This window comes from Hymenobacter mellowenesis, from assembly GCF_030581005.1.
GTDB classification, from domain to species: domain Bacteria; phylum Bacteroidota; class Bacteroidia; order Cytophagales; family Hymenobacteraceae; genus Hymenobacter; species Hymenobacter mellowenesis.
Genome location: NZ_JAUQSX010000010.1, coordinates 112,165 through 132,224 on the forward strand (window position 1 = coordinate 112,165; position 20,060 = coordinate 132,224).

The 20,060-nt window shown below is 58.8% G+C and carries 15 protein-coding genes; 6 read left to right on the forward strand and 9 right to left on the reverse strand.

What is annotated here, in order from left to right:
* Positions 1–18 precede the first annotated feature (18 nt).
* Positions 19–1,050: a gliding motility protein GldB-related protein gene (locus tag Q5H92_RS18370; RefSeq protein ID WP_305013018.1), complete on the reverse strand. Its 1,032-nt coding sequence runs from the start codon at positions 1,048–1,050 to the stop codon at positions 19–21.
* 79 nt (positions 1,051–1,129) lie between these two features.
* Here Q5H92_RS18370 and Q5H92_RS18375 point away from each other — a divergent pair, with 79 nt between their 5' ends.
* Positions 1,130–1,822 (forward strand): porin family protein, encoded by a 693-nt coding sequence (locus tag Q5H92_RS18375; protein ID WP_305013019.1) that lies wholly within the window; start codon positions 1,130–1,132, stop codon positions 1,820–1,822.
* Positions 1,823–1,907: 85 nt separating this feature from the next.
* Here the strand turns inward: Q5H92_RS18375 and Q5H92_RS18380 are convergent, their stop codons facing one another.
* The 3 genes from Q5H92_RS18380 to Q5H92_RS18390 form a co-directional block, all read right to left on the reverse strand.
* On the reverse strand, positions 1,908–3,515 hold the full coding sequence (locus Q5H92_RS18380) for an Rne/Rng family ribonuclease (RefSeq protein WP_305013020.1): 1,608 nt from the start codon (positions 3,513–3,515) through the stop codon (positions 1,908–1,910).
* Positions 3,516–3,922: 407 nt separating this feature from the next.
* A complete protein-coding gene (locus Q5H92_RS18385) occupies positions 3,923–4,882 on the reverse strand; it encodes a tetratricopeptide repeat protein (protein ID WP_305013021.1) in 960 nt (319 codons plus the stop codon).
* A gap of 123 nt (positions 4,883–5,005) precedes the next feature.
* Positions 5,006–5,314 carry an HU family DNA-binding protein gene (locus Q5H92_RS18390; RefSeq protein ID WP_190928317.1) on the reverse strand — a complete coding sequence of 103 codons (309 nt, stop codon included), beginning with the start codon at positions 5,312–5,314 and terminating at the stop codon, positions 5,006–5,008.
* Between the two features lie 189 nt (positions 5,315–5,503).
* On the opposite strand from Q5H92_RS18390, the gene mutY reads away from it, so the two are divergent.
* The 5 genes from mutY to Q5H92_RS18415 all read left to right on the forward strand — a co-directional run bounded on the left by mutY (position 5,504) and on the right by Q5H92_RS18415 (position 12,192).
* On the forward strand, positions 5,504–6,586 hold the full coding sequence (gene mutY, locus Q5H92_RS18395; protein ID WP_305013022.1) for an A/G-specific adenine glycosylase: 1,083 nt from the start codon (positions 5,504–5,506) through the stop codon (positions 6,584–6,586).
* Between the two features lie 142 nt (positions 6,587–6,728).
* Positions 6,729–7,163, forward strand: a complete 435-nt coding sequence (locus Q5H92_RS18400; RefSeq protein WP_305013023.1) for a single-stranded DNA-binding protein — start codon at positions 6,729–6,731, stop codon at positions 7,161–7,163.
* A 156-nt stretch (positions 7,164–7,319) separates the two neighbouring features.
* The gene (gldD, locus tag Q5H92_RS18405; RefSeq protein WP_305013024.1) at positions 7,320–7,904 is read left to right on the forward strand and encodes a gliding motility lipoprotein GldD; all 585 of its coding nucleotides are present in this window, start codon (positions 7,320–7,322) and stop codon (positions 7,902–7,904) included.
* A gap of 96 nt (positions 7,905–8,000) precedes the next feature.
* Complete coding sequence (gene recG / locus Q5H92_RS18410; protein WP_305013025.1) at positions 8,001–10,100, forward strand: ATP-dependent DNA helicase RecG; 2,100 nt, start codon at positions 8,001–8,003, stop codon at positions 10,098–10,100.
* 619 nt (positions 10,101–10,719) lie between these two features.
* On the forward strand, positions 10,720–12,192 hold the full coding sequence (locus Q5H92_RS18415) for a hypothetical protein (RefSeq protein ID WP_305013026.1): 1,473 nt from the start codon (positions 10,720–10,722) through the stop codon (positions 12,190–12,192).
* A gap of 104 nt (positions 12,193–12,296) precedes the next feature.
* Here Q5H92_RS18415 and Q5H92_RS18420 read toward each other — a convergent pair whose 3' ends face one another.
* From Q5H92_RS18420 to Q5H92_RS18440, 5 genes are all read right to left on the reverse strand, one after another.
* Positions 12,297–13,493 carry a fibronectin type III domain-containing protein gene (locus tag Q5H92_RS18420; RefSeq protein ID WP_305013027.1) on the reverse strand — a complete coding sequence of 399 codons (1,197 nt, stop codon included), beginning with the start codon at positions 13,491–13,493 and terminating at the stop codon, positions 12,297–12,299.
* A gap of 255 nt (positions 13,494–13,748) precedes the next feature.
* The gene (locus tag Q5H92_RS18425) at positions 13,749–15,539 is read right to left on the reverse strand and encodes an acyl-CoA dehydrogenase FadE (RefSeq protein ID WP_305013028.1); all 1,791 of its coding nucleotides are present in this window, start codon (positions 15,537–15,539) and stop codon (positions 13,749–13,751) included.
* Between the two features lie 293 nt (positions 15,540–15,832).
* Positions 15,833–17,023: a thiolase family protein gene (locus Q5H92_RS18430; protein ID WP_305013029.1), complete on the reverse strand. Its 1,191-nt coding sequence runs from the start codon at positions 17,021–17,023 to the stop codon at positions 15,833–15,835.
* Positions 17,024–17,068: 45 nt separating this feature from the next.
* Positions 17,069–17,314, reverse strand: a complete 246-nt coding sequence (locus Q5H92_RS18435; protein WP_440137025.1) for a four helix bundle protein — start codon at positions 17,312–17,314, stop codon at positions 17,069–17,071.
* Positions 17,315–17,562: 248 nt separating this feature from the next.
* Positions 17,563–19,968 carry a 3-hydroxyacyl-CoA dehydrogenase/enoyl-CoA hydratase family protein gene (locus Q5H92_RS18440; protein ID WP_305013030.1) on the reverse strand — a complete coding sequence of 802 codons (2,406 nt, stop codon included), beginning with the start codon at positions 19,966–19,968 and terminating at the stop codon, positions 17,563–17,565.
* Between the last annotated feature and the right edge of the window lie 92 nt (positions 19,969–20,060).

Below are 20,060 nucleotides of genomic sequence, written 5' to 3' on the forward strand. Positions count from 1 at the left end.
CTCAGGATGACAACCACCTCATTTTGAATCGTGCATGGGCCGGTAGTGCGACTCGTTCAGGATGCGCTGGGCGTTTTTCTCGGCCATCAGACGACCCAGCGTCACGTCGGGGTGCAGTTCCACGTATTTGCGCACGATTTGCAGGCCCACCCACTGACCCACGCGGCCAGGGCAGGTTTTGTCGATTTCGGGCACGTTGGGTCGCTCGCCCACATACTTCTGCAGCAGGAAAGGAGTAGTGGAGTACAGCAGGTTCTTCTCTAGAAAATGCCCCCACACGCGGGGCTCGTTGGCTTCTAGGCCCACCATTTCGCGCGTGGTGTAGCCCATGAGTAGCGAATCAGGCACGCAGGGCAGCATCTGACTGGCAAAGTAGAGGGCCTTGCCCTCGTGCACCATGGCGTCGAGCATCGTATTGGCCGTCAGTTCGTGGCGATTGTACTTGCTCGACACGTTGTGTGCCAGCAGCGGCATCAGGCCGGCCGGGGTGTAGCGGCGTAGCATGTACTGCGGCAGGTCGGGCCGCTTGCTGGCTTTCGGGCCCACAAACCAATCCAGACTCAGCACCAATAAGCTGTCGTTCACATAAATATCCTTGGCCAGAAAGCCGCTGACGTAGGTATTGGCAGGCGGCACCCGGAAATCAGGGAAGTAATAATGCACCCGCCGGAACACCTCGCCCAAATCGCGCCGTAGCGCCGCGCTGTCAGGGAAGGCGGCGGCCGTTTCGCGCCCCAGCTGTTGCAATGCGGCGTTGGTCGCCAGCTGCACTAGGCTGGCTTCCAACTCCTTTTCGGTGGCCGGCTGGCGTTGCAGGTAGTACCGCGCAAAGGCCGGATTTGCATCCATAAACTGCTGGGCATCGGCCGGCGTCTTGATTGTGAAGAAAGGCTGCTCCAGGTGCTTTAGCCGCACGGGCACAGCCGGCGCGTCGGCGGCGGCATCGGCACGGCAGCCCTCCGCTGGCCCCTTCTTACAGGCGGCCAAGCCGAGGCTTGCTACTAAAAACAGGGGCAGCCAACGCCGCCAGGCAAAATTATTCGTATTCACGCGCGTTACTTTGGCGTAAAATTAGCCAAAACCTACCGGCAGTCGGTAGTTTCCATCAGCAGTAGCCGTATCTGTGCATATGAAAAAGATATTCCTTGCCGCCTTCGCTCTCGCCGCCACCGTTGGCACCGCTTCGGCCCAGGTCGAAATCGGCCTCAAAGTGTCGCCCACCATCACCAGCCTGCGGGCCGAGTCGACGTCCAAAAATGGCTTCGCCAGCGACGGCAGCCAGCTCGGTTTCAGCGGCGGTTTGGTGGTCGACTACTTCTTCGGTGAGAATTATGCCTTCAGCACCGGCCTGGAACTGGCCGGCAAAGGTGGCACCGTGCGCTACACCGATTTTTACAACAATGGCAACGGGGTGGGCAACGCGTTCCAGACGTCTTATAAAATGAGCACGCAGTACCTGCAGCTGCCGCTTTCCGTCAAGCTATTCACGAATGAAATCGCGCCGGCCACGCGCCTGTATTTTCAGGTAGGCGGCTCGCTGAACGTGCCTATCGGCACCCGCATCAACAGCAGCAAGTTCTACACCGACCCCGCCACCGGCACCGAAAACAAAGCCGGCGACTACGTCTACTTCTTCGACGCCGACGCCCTGTTAGGAGCCGGCGCCGAATACGCGCTGGGCAGCAGCACCAAGCTTTTTGCCGGCCTCGGCTACCACCGCGGCCTGGTTGATATCGACCATTATTTCGAAAGCAAGCGCAACTTCACCGATGTCACCATCAAAAACAGCTCGTTCGGCCTCGATTTAGGCATCAAGTTTTAAGAATTCCCTGACGCAACGAAAAGCCCCAGCTTCTCACGAGGCTGGGGCTTTTTGTTGTGTCAAGCTATTGTAAATCAGCTAAACGCTAATCCACGATTTCCACTTCACGGTCCTGCAAGCGGCTCATGGCGGCGGCCGACGAACGCAGTTGGATTTCCTCGCCCCGCTCGTCTTCGATGCGGTAGTCGGTGAGGCCCAGGCTGCTGTCGTTCACCACCTTCACCCACTTGTAGTACTTGAGGTACCACTTCATCTGGCGCGAAATCAGCCCTTTAGTGTAATAAGCGTACAGGAACGGGTGCACCGACAGCGTGATGCCCGACTGGTTCTGGTTTACCAGCAGGTCGTCGATGCTGTTGTCGATGTCGTCCGTCACCTGAATGGAGGCCGAAATCTTGCCGGTGCCGCCGCAGGTGGGGCACACCTCGCCGGTCACGATGTTCTCGGCCGGTCGCACCCGCTGCCGCGTAATCTGCAGCAGACCAAACTTGGTAATGGGCAGCACCGTGAACTTGGCCTTGTCGTGCTTCATCACGTCGCGCACGGCGTCTTCCACCTTCTTGCGGCTTTCGGCCGAGCGCATGTCAATAAAGTCGACCACGATGATGCCGCCCATGTCGCGCAGGCGCAGCTGCCGAGCCACTTCTTTGGCCGCCAGCATGTTAATCATGAGCGCCGTCGCTTCCTGGTCGTTTTCCTGGTTGCTCTTGCTGCCCGAGTTCACGTCGATGACGTGCAGGGCTTCGGTGTGCTCAATGACGAGGTAGCCGCCGCCGGGAACGGTCACCGTCTTGCCAAACAGCGTTTTCAGCTGCTTCTCAATACCGGTTTGCTCGAAAATCTTGATTTTCGAGTTGTGCAGCTTCAGCAAACCGAGCTTGTCGGGCGCGATTTTCTGGATGTAGTCGCGCATCTCCTCGTACATCGTCGGCGCGTCGACCATGATGCTGTCGAAGGACTCGTTCAGCATGTCGCGGAGCATGGAGGAAGTGCGGCCGAGTTCGCCCAGCACCTTGTCGTCGGGCTTGGCGGTGCGCAGCGTGCTGTAGAGCTGCTCCCACTTCGCCACCATGTCCTGCATGTCCTTGTCCAGCTCAGCCACCTCGCGGCCTTCGGCCACGGTGCGGATGATGACGCCGAAGTTTTCGGGCTTAATGCTGGCAATGAGCCGCTTGAGCCGGTCGCGCTCCGCTTTGCTCACTATCTTTTTGCTCACGCTGATGGTGTTCGAAAACGGCATCAGCACGAGGTAGCGCCCGGCCATCGAAATGTCGGTGCTCACGCGCGGGCCCTTCGTCGAGATGGGCTCCTTAATAATCTGAACCACAATCTGCTGGCCCTTTTTAAACACGTTTTCGGCCTTGCCCACTTTGTCGAGGACGGGCTCAAACGTGAATTTTTCGAGGCCGGCGGTGGCGGCGCGGCCGCTTTGCACGGTGCGCGCCCACTTCGTGAACGAGTTGTACTGCTCGCCAAGGTCGCCGTAATGCAAAAACGCATCTTTTTCGTAGCCAATGTCCACGAATGCTGCGTTCAGGCCGGGCATCACCTTTTTCACGGTGCCCAGGAAGATGTCGCCTACTGAGTAATTGGTGTCGTTGCGGTCGAAATGGTATTCAATCAGCCGCTTGTCTTGCAACAACGCAATCCGCTCGCCTTCCTGAGTAGAATTAATGACTAATTCATTACTCAAAGCCTTGATTTAGTTAAAGTAACCTGCCAGCCGTGCCGCCGCAGCACTACCCCGAAACCGGCAAAGGGAAGCCAGAACCATAAGTTCTGGCTTCCCTCGCGAGCCACGGGAAAAGCGCCCAACGCGGCCACACCCGGGAGGCTACGTGAGAGATAGGCGGCTGGCTCCCTTCCCGTTAGGAAAACTGCCGGCCGCCGCTACGCCCCGTGAGGCTTACTTCTTCTTGTGGCGGTTCTTGCGCAGGCGCTTCTTACGCTTGTGGGTGGCAATCTTATGACGCTTTCTTTTTTTACCGCAGGGCATGATGCTTGGGGGTTAAGTTGGTTGATGTTTAGTTGTCAGTTGTTCGTTGTCAGTTGTTAGCGTCGTTGGGTTGCAGTAAGAGACTAACAACTGACAACGAGCAACTACTTCAATTTGGCGATTTCCTCTTCTACCGAAGCCGCCAGCGCCGGGTCGTTGCTGAGGGCTTTGGCGGCGAGGAACGCCTGTTTGGCTTCGGCTTTGGCGCCGGTGCGGGCCAAAGTTACGCCGAGATAAAACTGACCGTTCACGTTTTTCGGATTGACTTTCACCAAATCCTGGAAACGCTTCACGGCCTTGTCGTACTGGTTGCTTTGCACCGCGAGGTAGCCCATGTTGTACAGGGCTTTCTCGTTGCGGGGGTCGACTTCCAGCACTTCGCGCAGGTAAGTGACGCCCTGCACGGGGTTGTCGGAGGCCATGTAGGCCATACCGAGGTTGGTTTTGGCGTCGAGGTTGCCGGGCTGCTCCTTCAGCACCTTCACATACAGTTCCCGCGCCTTGCCGCCGAGCAGTTTTATCCGCTCGTCGGAAGCCGCGAAGCTGAATGCCTGAAAGTAGGCATCGGCGGCCTGCTGCAAGTTGGCGGCAGTGGGCCGGGCCAATGCTACCTGCTCCAGGTAGTAGCCGGCGCTGTCGAACCGCTCCACGTCGTTGTAGCGGCGGGCCAGGGTGGTAGCCACCGTGGCTTTGGCAGCCGCATTGGGGGCGGTGTTGTACTCGGCCAGCAGGCGGGTTAGCTCCTGCCGCTGGGCAGCCGTGGCCGTGGTGTGCGGCGCGGCGGCCGTGGCACTGTGGTCGTGGCCGTCGTCATCGGAATGAGCACCGCCGTTGTCCGTCGCCGTGGCCGGCACCGGCCCCGAGGAAGCCTCGGTTTTGGAGCCGTTGGTTTTGGCACCGCCGCCATCACGGTTGGCCGTGGCGGCGGCGTCCTTGTTCAGTTCCGAGCGGCTTTCCTTGGGCTTCATGATGCCTTTTGGCAACACAAAAAGTCCTCCTACCAGCGCGAGCGCGGCAGCGAGGACAACCAATTGATGCGAAGCAGAAGAGGACGTAGTAGCCATGGGCTGAAAAAAGCCGGCCGCCGGGCTTTCCCTCGCGGAAAAGACACCGGCGGCGCGGCCGGCAATTTTCAGTGGTTATGGGCCGATGGCCGGGACAACCACTAACAGTTAATCGTTGATAGACTAAGCTTTAGCAGCCGTAGCTTTTACTTTCTTGCTGTTTTTGATTTTAGCAACGAAAGTTTTCGACGGCTTGAAGCTCGGGATGTAGTGCTCCTCGATGATGAGCGACGTGTTTTTCGAGATGTTACGGGCCACTTTCCGGGCGCGTTTTTTGTTGACGAACGAGCCGAAGCCACGAACATAGATGTTGTTGCCTTCCGTCATGGAATCTTTCACGACTTTGAAGAAAGCCTCAACAGTCATCAATACGTCTGCTTTCTCGATGCCGGTCTTGGTGGAGATTTCGGCGATTACCTCAGCTTTAGTCACGTTGGTATGGTACTTAGGTGGTTGAAAAAATTACGTTTTTAGGCAAAAAAATCCCGAATTCCAGCGTAAGCCTTTGCCTGGCAGGCGGTTCGCCCTCGAATTGGGGCCACAAAGGTAACCCCATTTTTTGGTTTTACCAATCTACCCTCCCAAACAAAGGCTGGGGCCAAATTATTCTCTTTCAAAATTTTGACAAAAACGCTCTCCCATCCCTCCTTTCTGGCGTCGGCCCTGCTGGCGTGGTATCCGCGCCACCACCGCGACCTGCCCTGGCGCCACACCCGCGACCCGTACGCCATCTGGCTGTCGGAGGTAATTCTGCAGCAAACCCGTGTTGCTCAGGGCCTCCCCTACTACGAAACCTTCCTGGCTGCCTACCCTACCGTGCAGGACCTGGCCGCCGCGCCCGAAGCCGAGGTGCTGCGCTACTGGCAGGGCCTGGGCTACTACTCCCGGGCCCGCAACATGCACCGCACCGCCCAGCAGGTGGTGGCTGAATACGGCAGCAAATTCCCTGACAATTATGCGGAGTTGCTGAAGCTGCGCGGTATCGGGCCATATACGGCCGCGGCTATTGCTTCCTTTGCGTTCGATGAGGCTGTGGCGGTGCTCGATGGTAATGTGTACCGGGTGCTGGCCCGCATTTTTGGGCTGCATTCGGATATCGCGGCGCCCAGCTCGCGCAAGGAGTTTCAGGCCGTGGCTGACCAGCACATTCCGGCCACCGCACCGGCTGATTTCAACCAGGCCATTATGGAGTTTGGGGCCATTCAGTGCACTCCCGCCAAGCCGGACTGCCTGTTCTGCCCGCTGCAAAGCACCTGCTGGGCGTTTCAGCACGGGCAGGTGGCGCTGCTGCCGGTGAAGAGCAAGGCGAAGGCGGCGCGCACGCGCTACTTCCACTACTTCGTGCTGCGCCACGGTGAGCAGACTTATCTGCGCGAACGACGGGAGAAGGACATCTGGCAGGGCTTGTATGACTTCGCTTTGGCCGAAACTACCGTGGCGGAGCTGCCGCCGGCGGAGTTGGTCCGCCACCTCGACGCGCTTGGCGCAACCTTGGATACCAGCCAAGCCGCCGAGCCCACCGCTGCCTATCGCCACGTGCTGAGCCACCAGAAACTGGAGGTACGCTTCCACCCGATGACGCTGGCAAAGCCGCTGCCCGAGGCCACTCTGCGTGATTTGGGGCTGCGGGCTTACTCGCTGGCGGAGATTGAAACACTGCCCAAGCCCGTGCTCATTGCTAATTATGTTGAGCAGAACCGGTGATTAAGTCATTAGCCAATATTTTTAGATTTATGGGCAAAAATTATTAGCAAATTATTTTGCTTTTCTGATTTAAGCTACTATCTTTGAGACAAGAAATGGCCGGGTGGCTTTTTCGATTCTGTATTTCCTAACGTGCAATAATATGGCCGGAGTGAACAAGGTGATTTTGGTAGGCAACCTGGGGAAAGACCCCGAAGTGCGCCATTTGGAAGGCGGTGTGAGCGTGGCTCACTTTACCCTCGCCACCAACGACTATTACAAGGACAAGCAAGGCAACCGCGTGGAGCGCACCGAGTGGCACAACATCTCGGCGTGGCGCGGCTTGGCCGACATGGCGGATAAATACCTCAAAAAGGGCCAGCAGGTGTATATCGAAGGCAAGCTGCGCACCCGCCAGTACCAGGACAAGGACCAGCAGACGCGCTACATCACCGAAATCATCGCCGATGAGATTTCGATGCTGGGTGGCCGGCCGCAGGGCGCCAATGGTGCCGCTGGCGAAGCCAACGGCGCGGTCACGGCCGAAACCCAGCAGACCTTCCGGCAGGAGCCGGAGCTGGACCAGCTGCCGTTCTGAATGCCGGGCGTGGGACTGACGGGCCTGTGGCTGCAGCTGTCCAAATCGATTATTAGTAAGGAGCCCTGGCACTGTGCCGGGGCTTTTTTCGTTGCGGTGCTGGTTACCTTTGAAGCTACGAAGGCTGGGCCATTTCAGGCTGGGGCCGCTTTTTGCATGAGATATTTTTCGACCGTGTCGTTGCTGATGGGGCTGGCGCTGCTGGCTAGCTGCTCGTCGGCACCGGATTTCACGCCCAAGCCGAAGGGCTACAACCGCATCGACCTGCCGGCGCACCGCTACCAGCTGCTGGGCGGCGGGCACCCGTATGAGTTCGAATACTCGAAGGAAGCGGTGATAAAGCGCGATTCGTCGTACATGGCGCAGCCGCACTGGCTGAACGTGTATTACCCTAGGCTGCACGCCAACGTGCAGATTACCTACATGGACGTGCAGCGCGACCGGCGCCTCTACAATAAGATGATGGAGGATGCGCGCAAGCTCACCGGCAAGCACGAAATCAAAGCCACGGCCATTGATGAGCGGATTTTGAAGACGCCGAGTGGCATGCGCGCCTCGGTGTTTGAGCTATCGGGCGAGGTGCCGAGTCAGTTTCAGTTTTACACCACGGATAGCACGAAACACTTCTTGCGCGGCGCGCTCTATTTCCGCACGGCCACGGCGAACGACTCGCTGGCTCCGGTGATTGAGTACGTGAAGACGGACATGGTGCGGATGCTGAATACGCTTAAGTACAAATAACTGTTATGCTGAGCTTGCGAAGCATCTTTTCACGTTTGCGAAAGCAGTACAGCAGTGAAAAGATGCTTCGCAAGCTCAGCATGACAGCCTGATTTAATGAGTAACTTTTTCAACACCCGGCTGGAGTTTTTGCGCTCGGTGGGCAGCCTGCAGCGGGCGCAGCTGCTGGGCAAGGAGCTGAATCTGTTCACCTACGGCGACCTGATTCAGCGCTACCCGTTCCGCTACCTCGACCGGACGCAGGTGTACCGCATTGCCGACCTTAACGACGACCTGCCTTATGTGCAGGTGCGCGGGATGCTGCGCGGCAAAGAATTGGTGGGCGAAGGGCCCAAGCAGCGCCTGACGGCCAAGGTGGGCGATGGCACCGGCGAATTGGAGCTGGTGTGGTTCAAGGGCGTGAAGTGGGTACAGCAGGTGGCCCGGAACAACCAGGAATACATTGTTTTCGGCAAGCCGACGATGTTTAACGGCCGGCCCCAGATGGCCCACCCGGAACTGGAGGAAGTGAGCGAAAGCAAGCCGGGCCAGAGCTTCTTGCAGCCGGTGTACAACACCTCGGAGAAGCTCAAAAACTATAATCGAATTGATAGCAAGGCCATTATGCGGATGGTGGCTGAGCTGCTGAAGCTGGCCTTGCCGCACATTCAGGAGTCGTTGTCGCCGGCTCTGATTGAGCACTACGGGCTGATGCCCAAGGCGCAGGCCATGCAGCAGATTCACTTCCCGCAGAGCCCGGAGCTGCTGGCGGCGGCCAAGTTCAGGTTGAAGTTTGAGGAGTTGTTTTTTGTGCAGCTCAAGCTGCTGCGGCAGCGCGACCAGCGCAAGGTGACGCTGGCCGGGCAGATTTTCAAGGAGGTGCCTACGCTGGTGGACTTCTATAAAAACCACCTCACCTTCGACCTGACCGGCGCGCAGAAGCGGGTTATCCACGACATTTACAAGGATTTCTGCGCGGGCAAGCAGATGAACCGGCTGCTGCAGGGCGACGTGGGCTCGGGCAAAACCATCGTGGCCTTCATCTCCATGCTGATGGCGGCCGACAACGGCGCGCAAAGCTGCCTGATGGCGCCCACCGAAATCCTGGCCGACCAGCATTATGTAGGCCTAAAGGTGTACGCCGACGCGCTGGGCATCAAAATCGGCAAGCTCACGGGCAGCACCCGCACCTCGGAGCGGCGCGTGCTGCACGAGGAATTGCGCAACGGCACCATGCACATGCTGGTGGGCACCCACGCGCTGCTGGAGGACGTGGTGCAGTTCCGCAACCTGGGACTGACCATTATGGACGAGCAGCACCGCTTCGGGGTGGCGCAGCGCTCGAAGCTGTGGCAGAAAAATCCGCACGTCATTCCGCACGTGCTGGTGATGACGGCCACGCCCATTCCGCGCACGCTGGCCATGACCTTGTATGGCGACCTCGACGTGAGTGTGATTGACGAGCTGCCGGCTGGCCGCAAGCCCATCGTGACGGTGCACCGCTTCGACGCCAACCGCCTGAAGGTGTTCGAGTTTATTCGGGACCAGGTGAAGCTGGGGCGGCAGGTGTACATCGTGTACCCGCTGATTGAGGAGTCGGAAACGATGGACTATAAGGACCTGACCGACGGCTACGAAAGCGTGGCCCGGGCTTTCCCGGAGATGCAAATCAGCATCGTGCACGGGCGCATGAAGGCCGAGGAAAAAGATTACGAGATGCAGCGCTTCATCAAGCGCGAAACCCAGATAATGGTGGCCACCACCGTGATTGAGGTGGGCGTGAACGTGCCCAACGCCTCGGTGATGGTGATTGAGTCGGCCGAGCGGTTCGGGCTCTCACAGCTGCACCAGTTGCGCGGACGCGTGGGCCGCGGCGCCGACCAGAGCTACTGCATCCTGATGACGGGCTTCAAGCTGAGCAAGGACGCCCGCACCCGCCTCGAAACGATGGTGCGGACCAACAACGGCTTCGAAATTGCCGACATCGACCTCAAGCTGCGCGGCCCCGGCGACCTGATGGGCACCCAGCAAAGCGGCGTGCTCGACCTGCTCATTGCCGATTTGGCCAAGGACGGCCGCATTCTGAGCGAAAGCCGGGCCGCGGCGCAGGCCTTGCTCACGGAAGACCCGGGCCTCACGCATCCCGACAATGCTAACATCCGGCGGCACATCGATAGCCTGCCGGCTACAGCCGTGAATTGGAGCCGGATTAGTTAGAACAGCAACGAGCTTACCCGGCCGGGCAAAAAAAAACGACTTTGTTAAAAGTCGTTGGGGTGTTCCGGTTAGTACAGCTCTGTGATGAGGCCGCTACCGCTCTGCTGCGGCGAAGCCTGCTCTCGGTTGGGCTTCACGGGCTCAGAAGTGAGTACTTGGTGTACTAATACAACCGAGCTATCGGGCCGGCTCTGGAAAGTGTTGGATTGGGCGGTAGTGGCGGGTGTGCTCGTTTTGGCAAACCTACCTCCGATGATAAGCGCTGACAAAAGCGAGAATTTTAAGAGTGACTTCATAACTATATATATAATAACGGGAACAAAAGTAATGCTGCGGATTTATTGTTCGCACAGTAGGCCAAAACTTTATACACCCGTTAATGGGGAACCGGCAAGTTGAAAAGGTGGTAGAGAAACCTTGCGGACAGGGCTGCGATTGAGTTCCATATCCTGACGCAAAGTTAACGGGTTCCCTGTACGGAGGTGTCGATAATAGTGTTATGGTTGGGCTAACATTTTTTTACCAGACCCTTAGTATCATAGCCTTGGGCCTGAAAACACCCCATACAAGCATTAAAATGGCTACTTTTGAAGGCTTGCTTAGGCCAAAAACTTATTTTATGATTCAATCGCACGTAAAAAATCTGATGCAGCGCGCCTGCCTGTTGGGCACACTGGGGCTGGCCCTTGCGAGCACGCCCGCTTTGGCTCAAAAAGTAAAGTCGACTCCGTTTAGCTACCTGCCTGAGCAGGGCACCGACCGTTACGACATGCGTGTGCCGCGCAAGACCCTGCCCCTGGCCGACGGCTCGGGCTTCGTGATACTGGCCCACCAGAGTGCCGGTGGCTATGCCGTGGAGCGCTACGACGCCGACCTGAAAAAGCAGTGGAGCACCACCATTCCGGTGACGCCCGGCGAAACGCTCGAAGCCTTCGGGCGGGGCGATAAGCAGGCGCTGGTGGTGTTGCACCACAAAGACGACGCTGGCCAGAACCTGGCCGTGGTGGCCGTGAACCTGCAAAGTGGCCAGCGCAGCCCCGCCAAAGTGGTGATGGGCGTGAGCCCGCGCGACCGGCGGCCGGGCGTGTCCATCTCGCCCGATGGCAGCCGGCTACTGGCCTTCCGCTACCTCACTTACGGCCAGCAGGTGAAGAGCATTGCGGCCACGCTGTTTGACCAGAATGTGCTGCAGCTGGAAGAAAAGAGCTATGACTTCCGCGATGTGGGCGACTTTTTCTCGCCCGCTGTGCACGTGGCCAACGATGGCACGCAATACGTGACGCTGGTGAGCGACGGCATGAAAAAACTCACCGTGCGCCGCTACCTGCCCGGGACGAACAAGGACGTTAAGGTGTTGGGCGTGCCGGTGGGCGGCGTATTCGGCGGCCGGCCCGTAACGGTGCGCGACACCAAATTCACGGTGCTGAATGATGGCAGCCTGTATGCCGCCGCGCTGTGCGCAGACTACGCCACCGGCGAATACTATAGCCTGAAAGTGGTGAAATACGATTTCAGCGGCAACGGCGACATGAAGTTTTCACCGGAGTTTCGCTTCACCCCTGCCTACCTGGCCGAGGTAAGCAAGGCCAGCGGCCTGGACGTGAAGCGGCTGGATGACGTGTATTTGGCCGATTTGCTGCTCACGGCCGACAAGCAGCTGGTGGTGGTGGCCGAAAAGCACTTCGAGGAAGGCGGCAGCGAGGCGCCGGTGCACGCTCGCGAGCTGCACTTGTTCGGCTACAATGAGTTTGGGGCGCCTACCTGGCACAGTCTGGTGGCCAAAGACCAGGTGGCCCCGGCCGTGGATGCCTACACCGGCATCGGCTACCGGGCGGCCGTGTTTGGCAACACGGTGCAGCTGCTCACGCTCGAAAATATCAACAAGAAATCGGACCTCTACCTGCGCCGCGTGAATGCCCAGACCGGCGTGGTGAGCCTGCCCGAACGCCTGAAGCTCAACGTGGCCGACGACCAGCAACTGGCCTACGTGAAAGATTTCACGGCTTGGCTAGGCGAGAAAACCATCGTAGGCGTGAGCCGGCCGAGCAAGAAATCGGCGGCGCTACAGCTGGAGAAGATTGTGGTGAAATAGAACGGACTAGGCTGGCCGTTTTTGGCCAGTTCGACCTGCCTGTTTGTTCACACAAAAAAGCCGCTCCTGAAACAGGAGCGGCTTTTTTGGTGCGATAACAACTTCTATTCAACCGCTAATCGCTGGCTGGCCGTTTGGCTGCCCGCCGCCACGCGCAAGGTATAGAGGCCCGGTGCCACGCCCGTCAAATCAAGAGAAGTGCGGGTTTCGGCGCCCGCCAGCGGCACAGTGAGCACCCGGATTTGCTGGCCCAGCCCATTGAGCAACACCACCCGCGCCTGCGTAGCTCCGGCCACGGCCGGCAGCACCAGATTGGCGGCGCGGCGGGCCGGATTGGGAAACACTTCCACCGCAGCTCCGCCCAGTGCGGCCCGGGCGCCCAGCGTGCCCCGGAACGAATAAGTGATGGGCGTACCGGCCGTGTAAGTGACAGTGGTACCGGTGCCGCAGGTGCTCCTGACCTGAATGGTGTAGGTGCGGCCGGGCACCAGGCCGGTGAGCGTGATGGGTGAAGTGTTGGAAATCACCCAGCGCGACGAATCATTCGGCACGTAGTAGGTTACCGTGAACTGGGTGTTGTTGGCGCCGGGCGTGAAGCTGACCGTGGCCGTGGAGGCGCTGGTGGCCGTCACCACCACGTTGGTGACCGCGCCGCACGGCACCGGAATGGCCTGGGTGCGTAAGGTAATCAGCCTGGCGGCCGATGTAGCGCCGCTGCAATTGCTGAAAACGCGAACGATGTACTGCGTGCCCGGCAGCAAGCCGCTGAGCCCAATGGGCGAACCGGCCACGGTTTGCGTAATGGCGTTGATGCTGTCGCCAAGGGCATAATATACCACGCGGTAGCTACCGGCACCGGCCGCCCCTGTGAAGGAGATGGAAGCCGTGGTGGTAGTCAATCCGGTAACGGCAAGGCTGGTTGGCGCCGCGCAGCCCGTGGGATTGGAACCGCCGCCCGTGGTCTGGAACCCAACCCAGGGCGACGACGTGTTGAGGCCGCCCGCGCAGTTGCTCATCACCGATACCCGGTGGAAGCGCCCCGCTACCAGCCCCGTCAGCGTCACCGGCGAGGCGGTGGTGTTGATGCTGGTGATGCCTGCCGCCGTGCTATCGATGGAATAAAAGCGCACCGTATAGCTGCTGGCGGTGGCCGAAGGCGTGAAGCTGACCACTGCGCTGGCATTCGTCACATTGGTTATGACAACGTTGGTGGGCGGCGCACAAGACTGGGCCTGGGCGGCGGGCGTTAGCCAGCCCAACGATGCTGCCAGCACTGTCAGGAGAAGCGTAAAGGTTTTCATAAACATAGAAAGAAAAGGAGTGATGAATGCTTGAAGCCGGGCGGCCGCGCCGTGCTTTCCTACCAGACCATGCCCAAAACCAAAAGGCTTCTCAATATCTCAACTTTTCTACAAATTGTTTTTCCGATATCTGCTCATTCTCAAGCCAGGCGCAACAAAAAGGCCGCCCCTGAACCCAGAAGCGGCCTTTCTCAATCGTCTACAAATCCGTCGTTAAATCCGACGAACCCAAGTCCCGCGAAGTTAATCCGTGGGTTAAACAGCGTACTCGTTGGCCGTAATCAGCTTGGCGGCAATACGGCGACGGGCTTCCTTCACGTTCAGCAACTCCGTTTTGGTGAAGCGCTTCAGGCCCATGAGCAGCAGGCGCTGCTCGTCGCCCTCGGCCATGCTACCGATGGCGTCTTTGCCGGCCTTCTCCACAATGTCCACGGCGTCGGCTAGGTACACGCGGGCAATATCGGCTTCTACCGACAGGGCTTCTTCGCCTTTGGCAGCGGCTTCCTTCTCCACGCGGAGCAGGGTGCTCTCGGCAATGTAGGTTTTGATGGCCATGTCGGCGATGTTCATCAGCAGCTCCTGCTCTTTGGCGAGGGTGGCGGTGAACTTTTGCACGGCCGAGCCGGCCACCATCAGGATGGCCTTTTTCAGGTTGGCGATGGTTTTCAGCTCCTTGCTGAACAGACCAGTTTCCTCGTCCTGGCTCAGGCTCGGAATGCTCATCAGCTCCTGTTGCACAGCCTGGGCGGGCCCCATCAAGTCGATTTCGCCTTTCAGGCCCTTCTTCAGAATCATGTCAACAGCCAGCAAGCGGTTGATTTCGTTGGTGCCCTCAAAAATGCGGTTGATGCGCGAGTCGCGGTAGGCGCGGTCCATCGGGTAGTCAGCTGAGAACCCATAGCCACCGTAAATCTGCACGCCCTCGTCCACCACGTAGTCGAGCACTTCCGAGCCTTCTACTTTCAGAATAGCGCACTCCACGGCAAACTCGCGGGCCGCGCCCAGCAGGGCTTCGTTAGCGCCTTTGCCTTCGGCGATAAGCTGCTGCTCCATACGGTAGATGTCGGAGCCCGCGCGGTAAATGGCCGATTCCACGGCGTAGATGCGGATGGCCTGCTGCGCCAGCTTGTAGCGAATAGCGCCAAACTTCGAAATGGGCAGTTTAAACTGCACCCGCTCGTTGGCGTACTTCACGCTGAGGTCGGCGGCCATTTTAGTGGCGCCCAGGCAGGCCGCCGCCAGCTTGATGCGGCCGATATTAAGTACGTTGAAGGCAATGAGGTGGCCTTTGCCAATCTCGCCCAGCACGTTCTCTTTCGGCACCAGCGCGTCGCTCAGAAACACCTGGCGGGTCGACGAGCCCTTGATGCCCATCTTGTGCTCCTCGTTGCCAAGGCTCAGGCCGGGCGTGTTTTTCTCCACAATGAAACCGGTGAATTTATCGCCGTCAATCTGGGCAAACACGATGAACACATCGGCAAAGCCGGCGTTCGTAATCCACATTTTCTGGCCGTTCAGTACGTAGTGCGTGCCTTCAGCATTGAGTACAGCTTTGGTTTTGGCCCCCAAAGCGTCGGAACCGGAGCCGGGCTCGGTGAGGCAGTAGGCGCCCATCAGGGTGCCATCGGTGAGGCCGGGCAAGTATTTGGCCTTCTGCTCATCGTTGCCAAAGTACAGAATGGGCAGCATGGCGATGCCCGTGTGCGCCGCAAACGCCACCGGAAATGAGTGACCGCCGCCCACGCCTTCAGTCACCCGCAGGGCCGTGGTGAAGTCCATGTCCAACCCGCCGTACTGCTCCGGAATGCTCACGCCGAACAGGCCGAGCTGGCCGGCTTTCTCCATCAGGCCGCGCATAAGGCCTTCCTCGTGGTTGTCGAGGCGCTCGAGCAGCGGCTGCACTTCCGTTTGCACGAAGTCCAGACAGGTCTGGTACATCATGTTCTGCTCTTCGGTAAAATCGGCCGGCGTGAAAACGCTCTGGGCATCGGTCGGCTTGATGATGAATTCGCCGCCCTTCAGGCTGGCTTGCTGCGTGGTTTCCATGTCAGTTGGGGTGGGTGTGGAGTTGAAAAGTGTTAGGCTAGCCTACTAGTTAGAGAAACAAAGGGCCGGCGGGTTTAGTGTTGCAAGTTAAGAAAAAATGTTAGGCACGCCTACTATATCAGCGAAAGAAAACCCCGGATGAGCGGGGTTTTCTGATTTTACCTAGACCGTTATGCTGAGCGTAGTTGAAGCATAACGCTTGCATCGTTCAACGATTGAATTACTACCACACGCGAGATGCTTCGGCTTCGCTCAGCATGACGGTCTTCTTAGTTTAGTGGCGGAACAGAAAGCTACTTCAGCAGCTCGTAGATGCCAGCGACGCCCTGGCCGCCGCCCACGCAGGCCGTGACGACGCCGTACTTCTTGCCGCGCTCGCGCAGCTCGTCGAAGAGCTGGATGCTGAGCTTGGCGCCGGAACAGCCCAGCGGGTGGCCGAGGGCAATGGCGCCGCCGTTCACGTTCAACTTCTCGGGGTCGATGCCGAGCTCGCGCACAACGGCCAGCGACTGCGATGCAAAGGCTTCGTTCAGCTCAAACAGGTCAATGTCTTCGAGTTTCAGGCCGGCTTGCTTGAGCACTTTCGGCACGGCTTTGATGGGACCCATACCCATGATGCGCGGGTCGACGCCTTCGGTGGCGTAGTTCACCATGCGGGCGATGGGCTCCAGGTTCAGCTCCTTCACCATGCGCTCCGACATCACGAGGACGAAGGCCGCGCCGTCGGACGTCTGGGACGAGTTGCCGGCCGTGACGGTGCCGTTGGCGGCGAACACGGGACGCAGCTTGCTCAGGGCTTCTACCGAGGTGTCGGCGCGGGGACCTTCGTCGGTATCCACTACGTAGGAGCGGTTTTTCTTCTTGCCGGTGGCCTGGTCCACGTAGGTTTCCTCTACCGTGATGGGCACAATGCTCTTGGCAAACTTGCCGGCCTGAATGGCTTTGATGGCCTTCTGGTGCGAGTTGTAGGAGAATTCGTCCTGGTCCTGGCGGCTGATTTTGTAGTCGTTGGCCACGGCTTCGGCGGTGAGGCCCATGCCCATGTAGTAGTCGGGGTGCGCCATCGCCAGCTTGTAGTTGGGCACGGTTTTCCAGCCCACGGTGGGCACCATGCTCATGCTCTCGGTGCCGCCCGCGATGATGCAGTCGGCCATACCCGAGGAGATTTTGCCCACCGCCATGGCGATGGTCTCCACGCCGGAGCCGCAGTAGCGGTTCACAATGAGGCCGGACACGTTGATGGGCAGGGCCAGCAGCGAAATCAGGCGGCCCATTTGCAGGCCCTGCTCGGCCTCGGGCACGGCGTTACCGACGATTACGTCGTCGATGCGCGTGGGGTCGAGGGCCGGCACTTGGGCCACGAGGTGTTTGATTACGGCAGCGGCGAGGTCGTCGGGCCGGGTGAAACGGAGGCCGCCACGGGGGGCTTTGCCCACGGCCGTGCGGTAGCCTGCTACGATATATGCGGTGTTGTTGCTAGACATGAGACGTTAGACTTGAGACATGAGAATCGTTGGACTGATTCTGTGTCATGATTGCGAATCAATTTTATTTTGGAAGGCATAAAGCAGCCGTTCCACTTCTTCAATCTGGCCTTCGGCAGCCGTTAGCTGCTCAGCAGTGATGTAGCCGAAATCGGCCGCCAGGAGCATTTGGGTGTGCAATTCGTAGCAGGAGCCATTGGCAATGCGCAGAAATTGCGCGAACTCTTTATTACCGCCCCTGCCTGCTCCTTCAGCGATATTGGAAGGCACTGAAACGGCTGAACGACGCATCTAAGAAATCAAACCGGAGCGTTCGTTGCTCGGAAAGTCCATGCACAAGCGGTAGGTAGTTCTAGCTACATCCATAGCTCGCTGCCAGACGATTAGTTCTTTGAAGCGGTGCTTGAACATGGGAATGATTTTACTAAGACATGAGACGTTAGACCTGAGACAGTAGAATTGTTCTGTGGCAGACTTTCGCTTTCGACTTCTTTCTCATGTCTCAGGTCTAACGTCTCATGTCTTAGCATACCTCTTGTTTAATTGCGTAGCGGCTTGCCCGTGGTCAGAATGCTCTGAATCCGCTCCAGCGTCTTGCGCTCGCCGCACAGCGATAGGAAGGCTTCACGCTCCAAATCCAGCAGGTACTGCTCGCTCACCTCGGTGGGCGACGACAAATCGCCGCCGCACATCACATAGGCCAATTTATCGGCAATGAGCTGGTCGTGGGTCGAGATGTAATTGCCCTGTTGCATAGCGTACACACCGGTTTTGAACATGGCCAGCGCGCCTTTGCCGTGTACTTTGATGTTAGTTTTCTGCATCGGCTGGGTGTAGCCGGCATCGGCCAGGTCGATGGCGGCTGATTTCGCGGCGGCGATGACGCGGTTCGAGTTCAGCACCACTTCGTCGCCCCGACGCAGGAAGCCCAGGTCGAAAGCTTCAGCGGCGGAGGTCGAAACCTTGGCCGTGCTGATGGTCATGTAGGTGTTGCGCAGCAGGTTGAATTCGGGCTCGCCGTCTTCGTACTTGAGAGCGGTGCGTAAAGTCATTTCCTTGGTGCCGCCGCCGCCGGGAATCAGGCCTACGCCGAATTCCACAAGGCCGATGTAGGATTCGGCCGCCGCCACCACGCGGTCGCAGTGTAGGTTCAGCTCGCATCCTCCCCCCAGCGTGAGGCCGTGCGGCGTGCCCACCACCGGGATGCTGCTGTAGCGCATCCGCATCATGGCCTGCTGGAACTGCTGAATCATCATGTTCAGCTCGTCAAATTCCTGCTCCAGCGCCTGCATGTACACAAGACCCAGGTTGGCGCCGGCCGAGAAGTTGGGCGCGTCGTTGCCCACCACGAGGCCACGGTAGCCAGCTTCGGCCATCTCCACCCCTTTCAGCAGGCCCTGAATCACGTCGGTGCCCAGCGAGTTCATCTTGGAGTGGAACTCTACGTTCAGAATGCCATCGCCGAGGTCGATAACCGACGCGCCCGCGTTTTTCCACAGCACCTTGCCGCTGGCCCGCAGGTTGTCGAGAATGATAAAATTCTCCACACCCGGAATGGCTTGGTAGCTCTCGCTGGCCTGGTCGTAGAACTTGCGCACGCCGTCTTCCACCTTATAGAAGGTCGAATTCCCGGCGGCCAGCATTTCCTCTACCCACGGGGCCACGGTGCGGCCAGCCGCTTTGGCGAGGTCCACGCCGGCCTGCACGCCCAGCGCGTCCCAGGTTTCGAACGGGCCCAACTCCCAGCCGAAGCCGGCGCGCAGGGCGTCGTCAATCTTATAGAGTTGGTCGGAAATTTCTGGCACCCGGTTGCTCACGTAGGCAAACAAGCCGCCGAAGCTCAGGCGATAAAATTCGCCAGCCTTGTCCTTTCCGCCTACCAATACCTTGAAGCGGTCGACCAGCTTCTCAATAGTTTTGGTCATTTCCAGCGTGGCAAATTTTACCTTCTGGCTCGGCTTGTATTCCAGGGTGTTGAGGTCCAGCGCGTGGATTTCTGACTTACCGCCCTCGCCCTTCACTTTCTTGTAGAAGCCCTGGCCGGTTTTGTCGCCCAGCCACTTGCTCTCGCCCATTTTCTTCACGAAATCGGGCAGCACGAATACGTCCTTGGCCTCGTCATCCGGCAGGCCCTGGGCCAGGCCGTTGGCCACGTTGATGGTCGTATCCAGGCCCACCACGTCGGAGGTGCGTAGCGTGGCCGATTTCGCGTGGCCAATCACCGGGCCGGTCAACTTGTCGGTTTCCTCTACGGTCAGGCCCAGCTTCTGCATGGTCTGCATGGCGTCGAGCAGGGCCCACACGCCCACGCGGTTGGCAATGAAGCCGGGCGTGTCCTTGGCCAGCACCACCGTTTTGCCCAAATACAGGTCGCCGTAGTGCTGCAGGAAATCCAGCACCTCCGGCTTGGTTTCCGGCGTCGGAATGATTTCCAGCAGCTTCAGATAGCGCGGCGGGTTGAAAAAGTGCGTGCCCGCGAAATGCTGCTTGAAATCCTCCGAGCGGCCCTCGGCCAGCAGGTGAATCGGGATGCCGCTGGTGTTGCTGGTAATCAGCGTGCCCTTCTTGCGGAACTGCTCCACCCGCTCGTAGAGGCTCTTTTTGATGTCAAGCCGCTCGATGACGACCTCAATCGTCCAGTCGCAGCCGGCAATGTCTTTGAGGTTGTCGTCGAAGTTGCCAGTCTTGATTTTGGCCGCATCGGCCTTGCGGTAGAGCGGCGAGGGGTTGGCAACGATTGCAGCCTGCAAAGCGGCATTCACAATGCGGTTGCGCACGACCGGAGCGTCCAGTTTCAGCCCTTTTTTCTCTTCGTCGGGCGTCAACTCCTTAGGCGCGATGTCGAGCAGCAGCACCTGCACGCCGATGTTGGCGAAGTGGCAGGCAATGCGCGAGCCCATAACGCCGGAGCCGAGCACGGTCACTTTCTTGATGGTTCGGTTCATCCTCTTTCTACTGTGGGTGGTGAGGTGGGTGTTGGTAATGATTTAGCAGAACGTCATGCAGAGCGCAGCGAAGCATCTTGCCCGCTTCGTTG

Excerpts from the sequence above, each read along its gene's own strand:
- Q5H92_RS18375 (WP_305013019.1), top strand. The coding sequence starts at position 1,130 with ATGAAAAAGATATTCCTTGCCGCCTTCGCTCTCGCCGCCACCGTTGGC.
- Q5H92_RS18385 (WP_305013021.1), bottom strand. The coding sequence starts at position 4,882 with ATGGCTACTACGTCCTCTTCTGCTTCGCATCAATTGGTTGTCCTCGCT.
- Q5H92_RS18400 (WP_305013023.1), top strand. The coding sequence starts at position 6,729 with ATGGCCGGAGTGAACAAGGTGATTTTGGTAGGCAACCTGGGGAAAGAC.
- gldD (WP_305013024.1), top strand. The coding sequence starts at position 7,320 with ATGAGATATTTTTCGACCGTGTCGTTGCTGATGGGGCTGGCGCTGCTG.
- recG (WP_305013025.1), top strand. The coding sequence starts at position 8,001 with ATGAGTAACTTTTTCAACACCCGGCTGGAGTTTTTGCGCTCGGTGGGC.
- Q5H92_RS18415 (WP_305013026.1), top strand. The coding sequence starts at position 10,720 with ATGATTCAATCGCACGTAAAAAATCTGATGCAGCGCGCCTGCCTGTTG.
- Q5H92_RS18420 (WP_305013027.1), bottom strand. The coding sequence starts at position 13,493 with ATGAAAACCTTTACGCTTCTCCTGACAGTGCTGGCAGCATCGTTGGGC.
- Q5H92_RS18425 (WP_305013028.1), bottom strand. The coding sequence starts at position 15,539 with ATGGAAACCACGCAGCAAGCCAGCCTGAAGGGCGGCGAATTCATCATC.
- Q5H92_RS18430 (WP_305013029.1), bottom strand. The coding sequence starts at position 17,023 with ATGTCTAGCAACAACACCGCATATATCGTAGCAGGCTACCGCACGGCC.
- Q5H92_RS18435 (WP_440137025.1), bottom strand. The coding sequence starts at position 17,314 with ATGCGTCGTTCAGCCGTTTCAGTGCCTTCCAATATCGCTGAAGGAGCA.
- Q5H92_RS18440 (WP_305013030.1), bottom strand. The coding sequence starts at position 19,968 with ATGAACCGAACCATCAAGAAAGTGACCGTGCTCGGCTCCGGCGTTATG.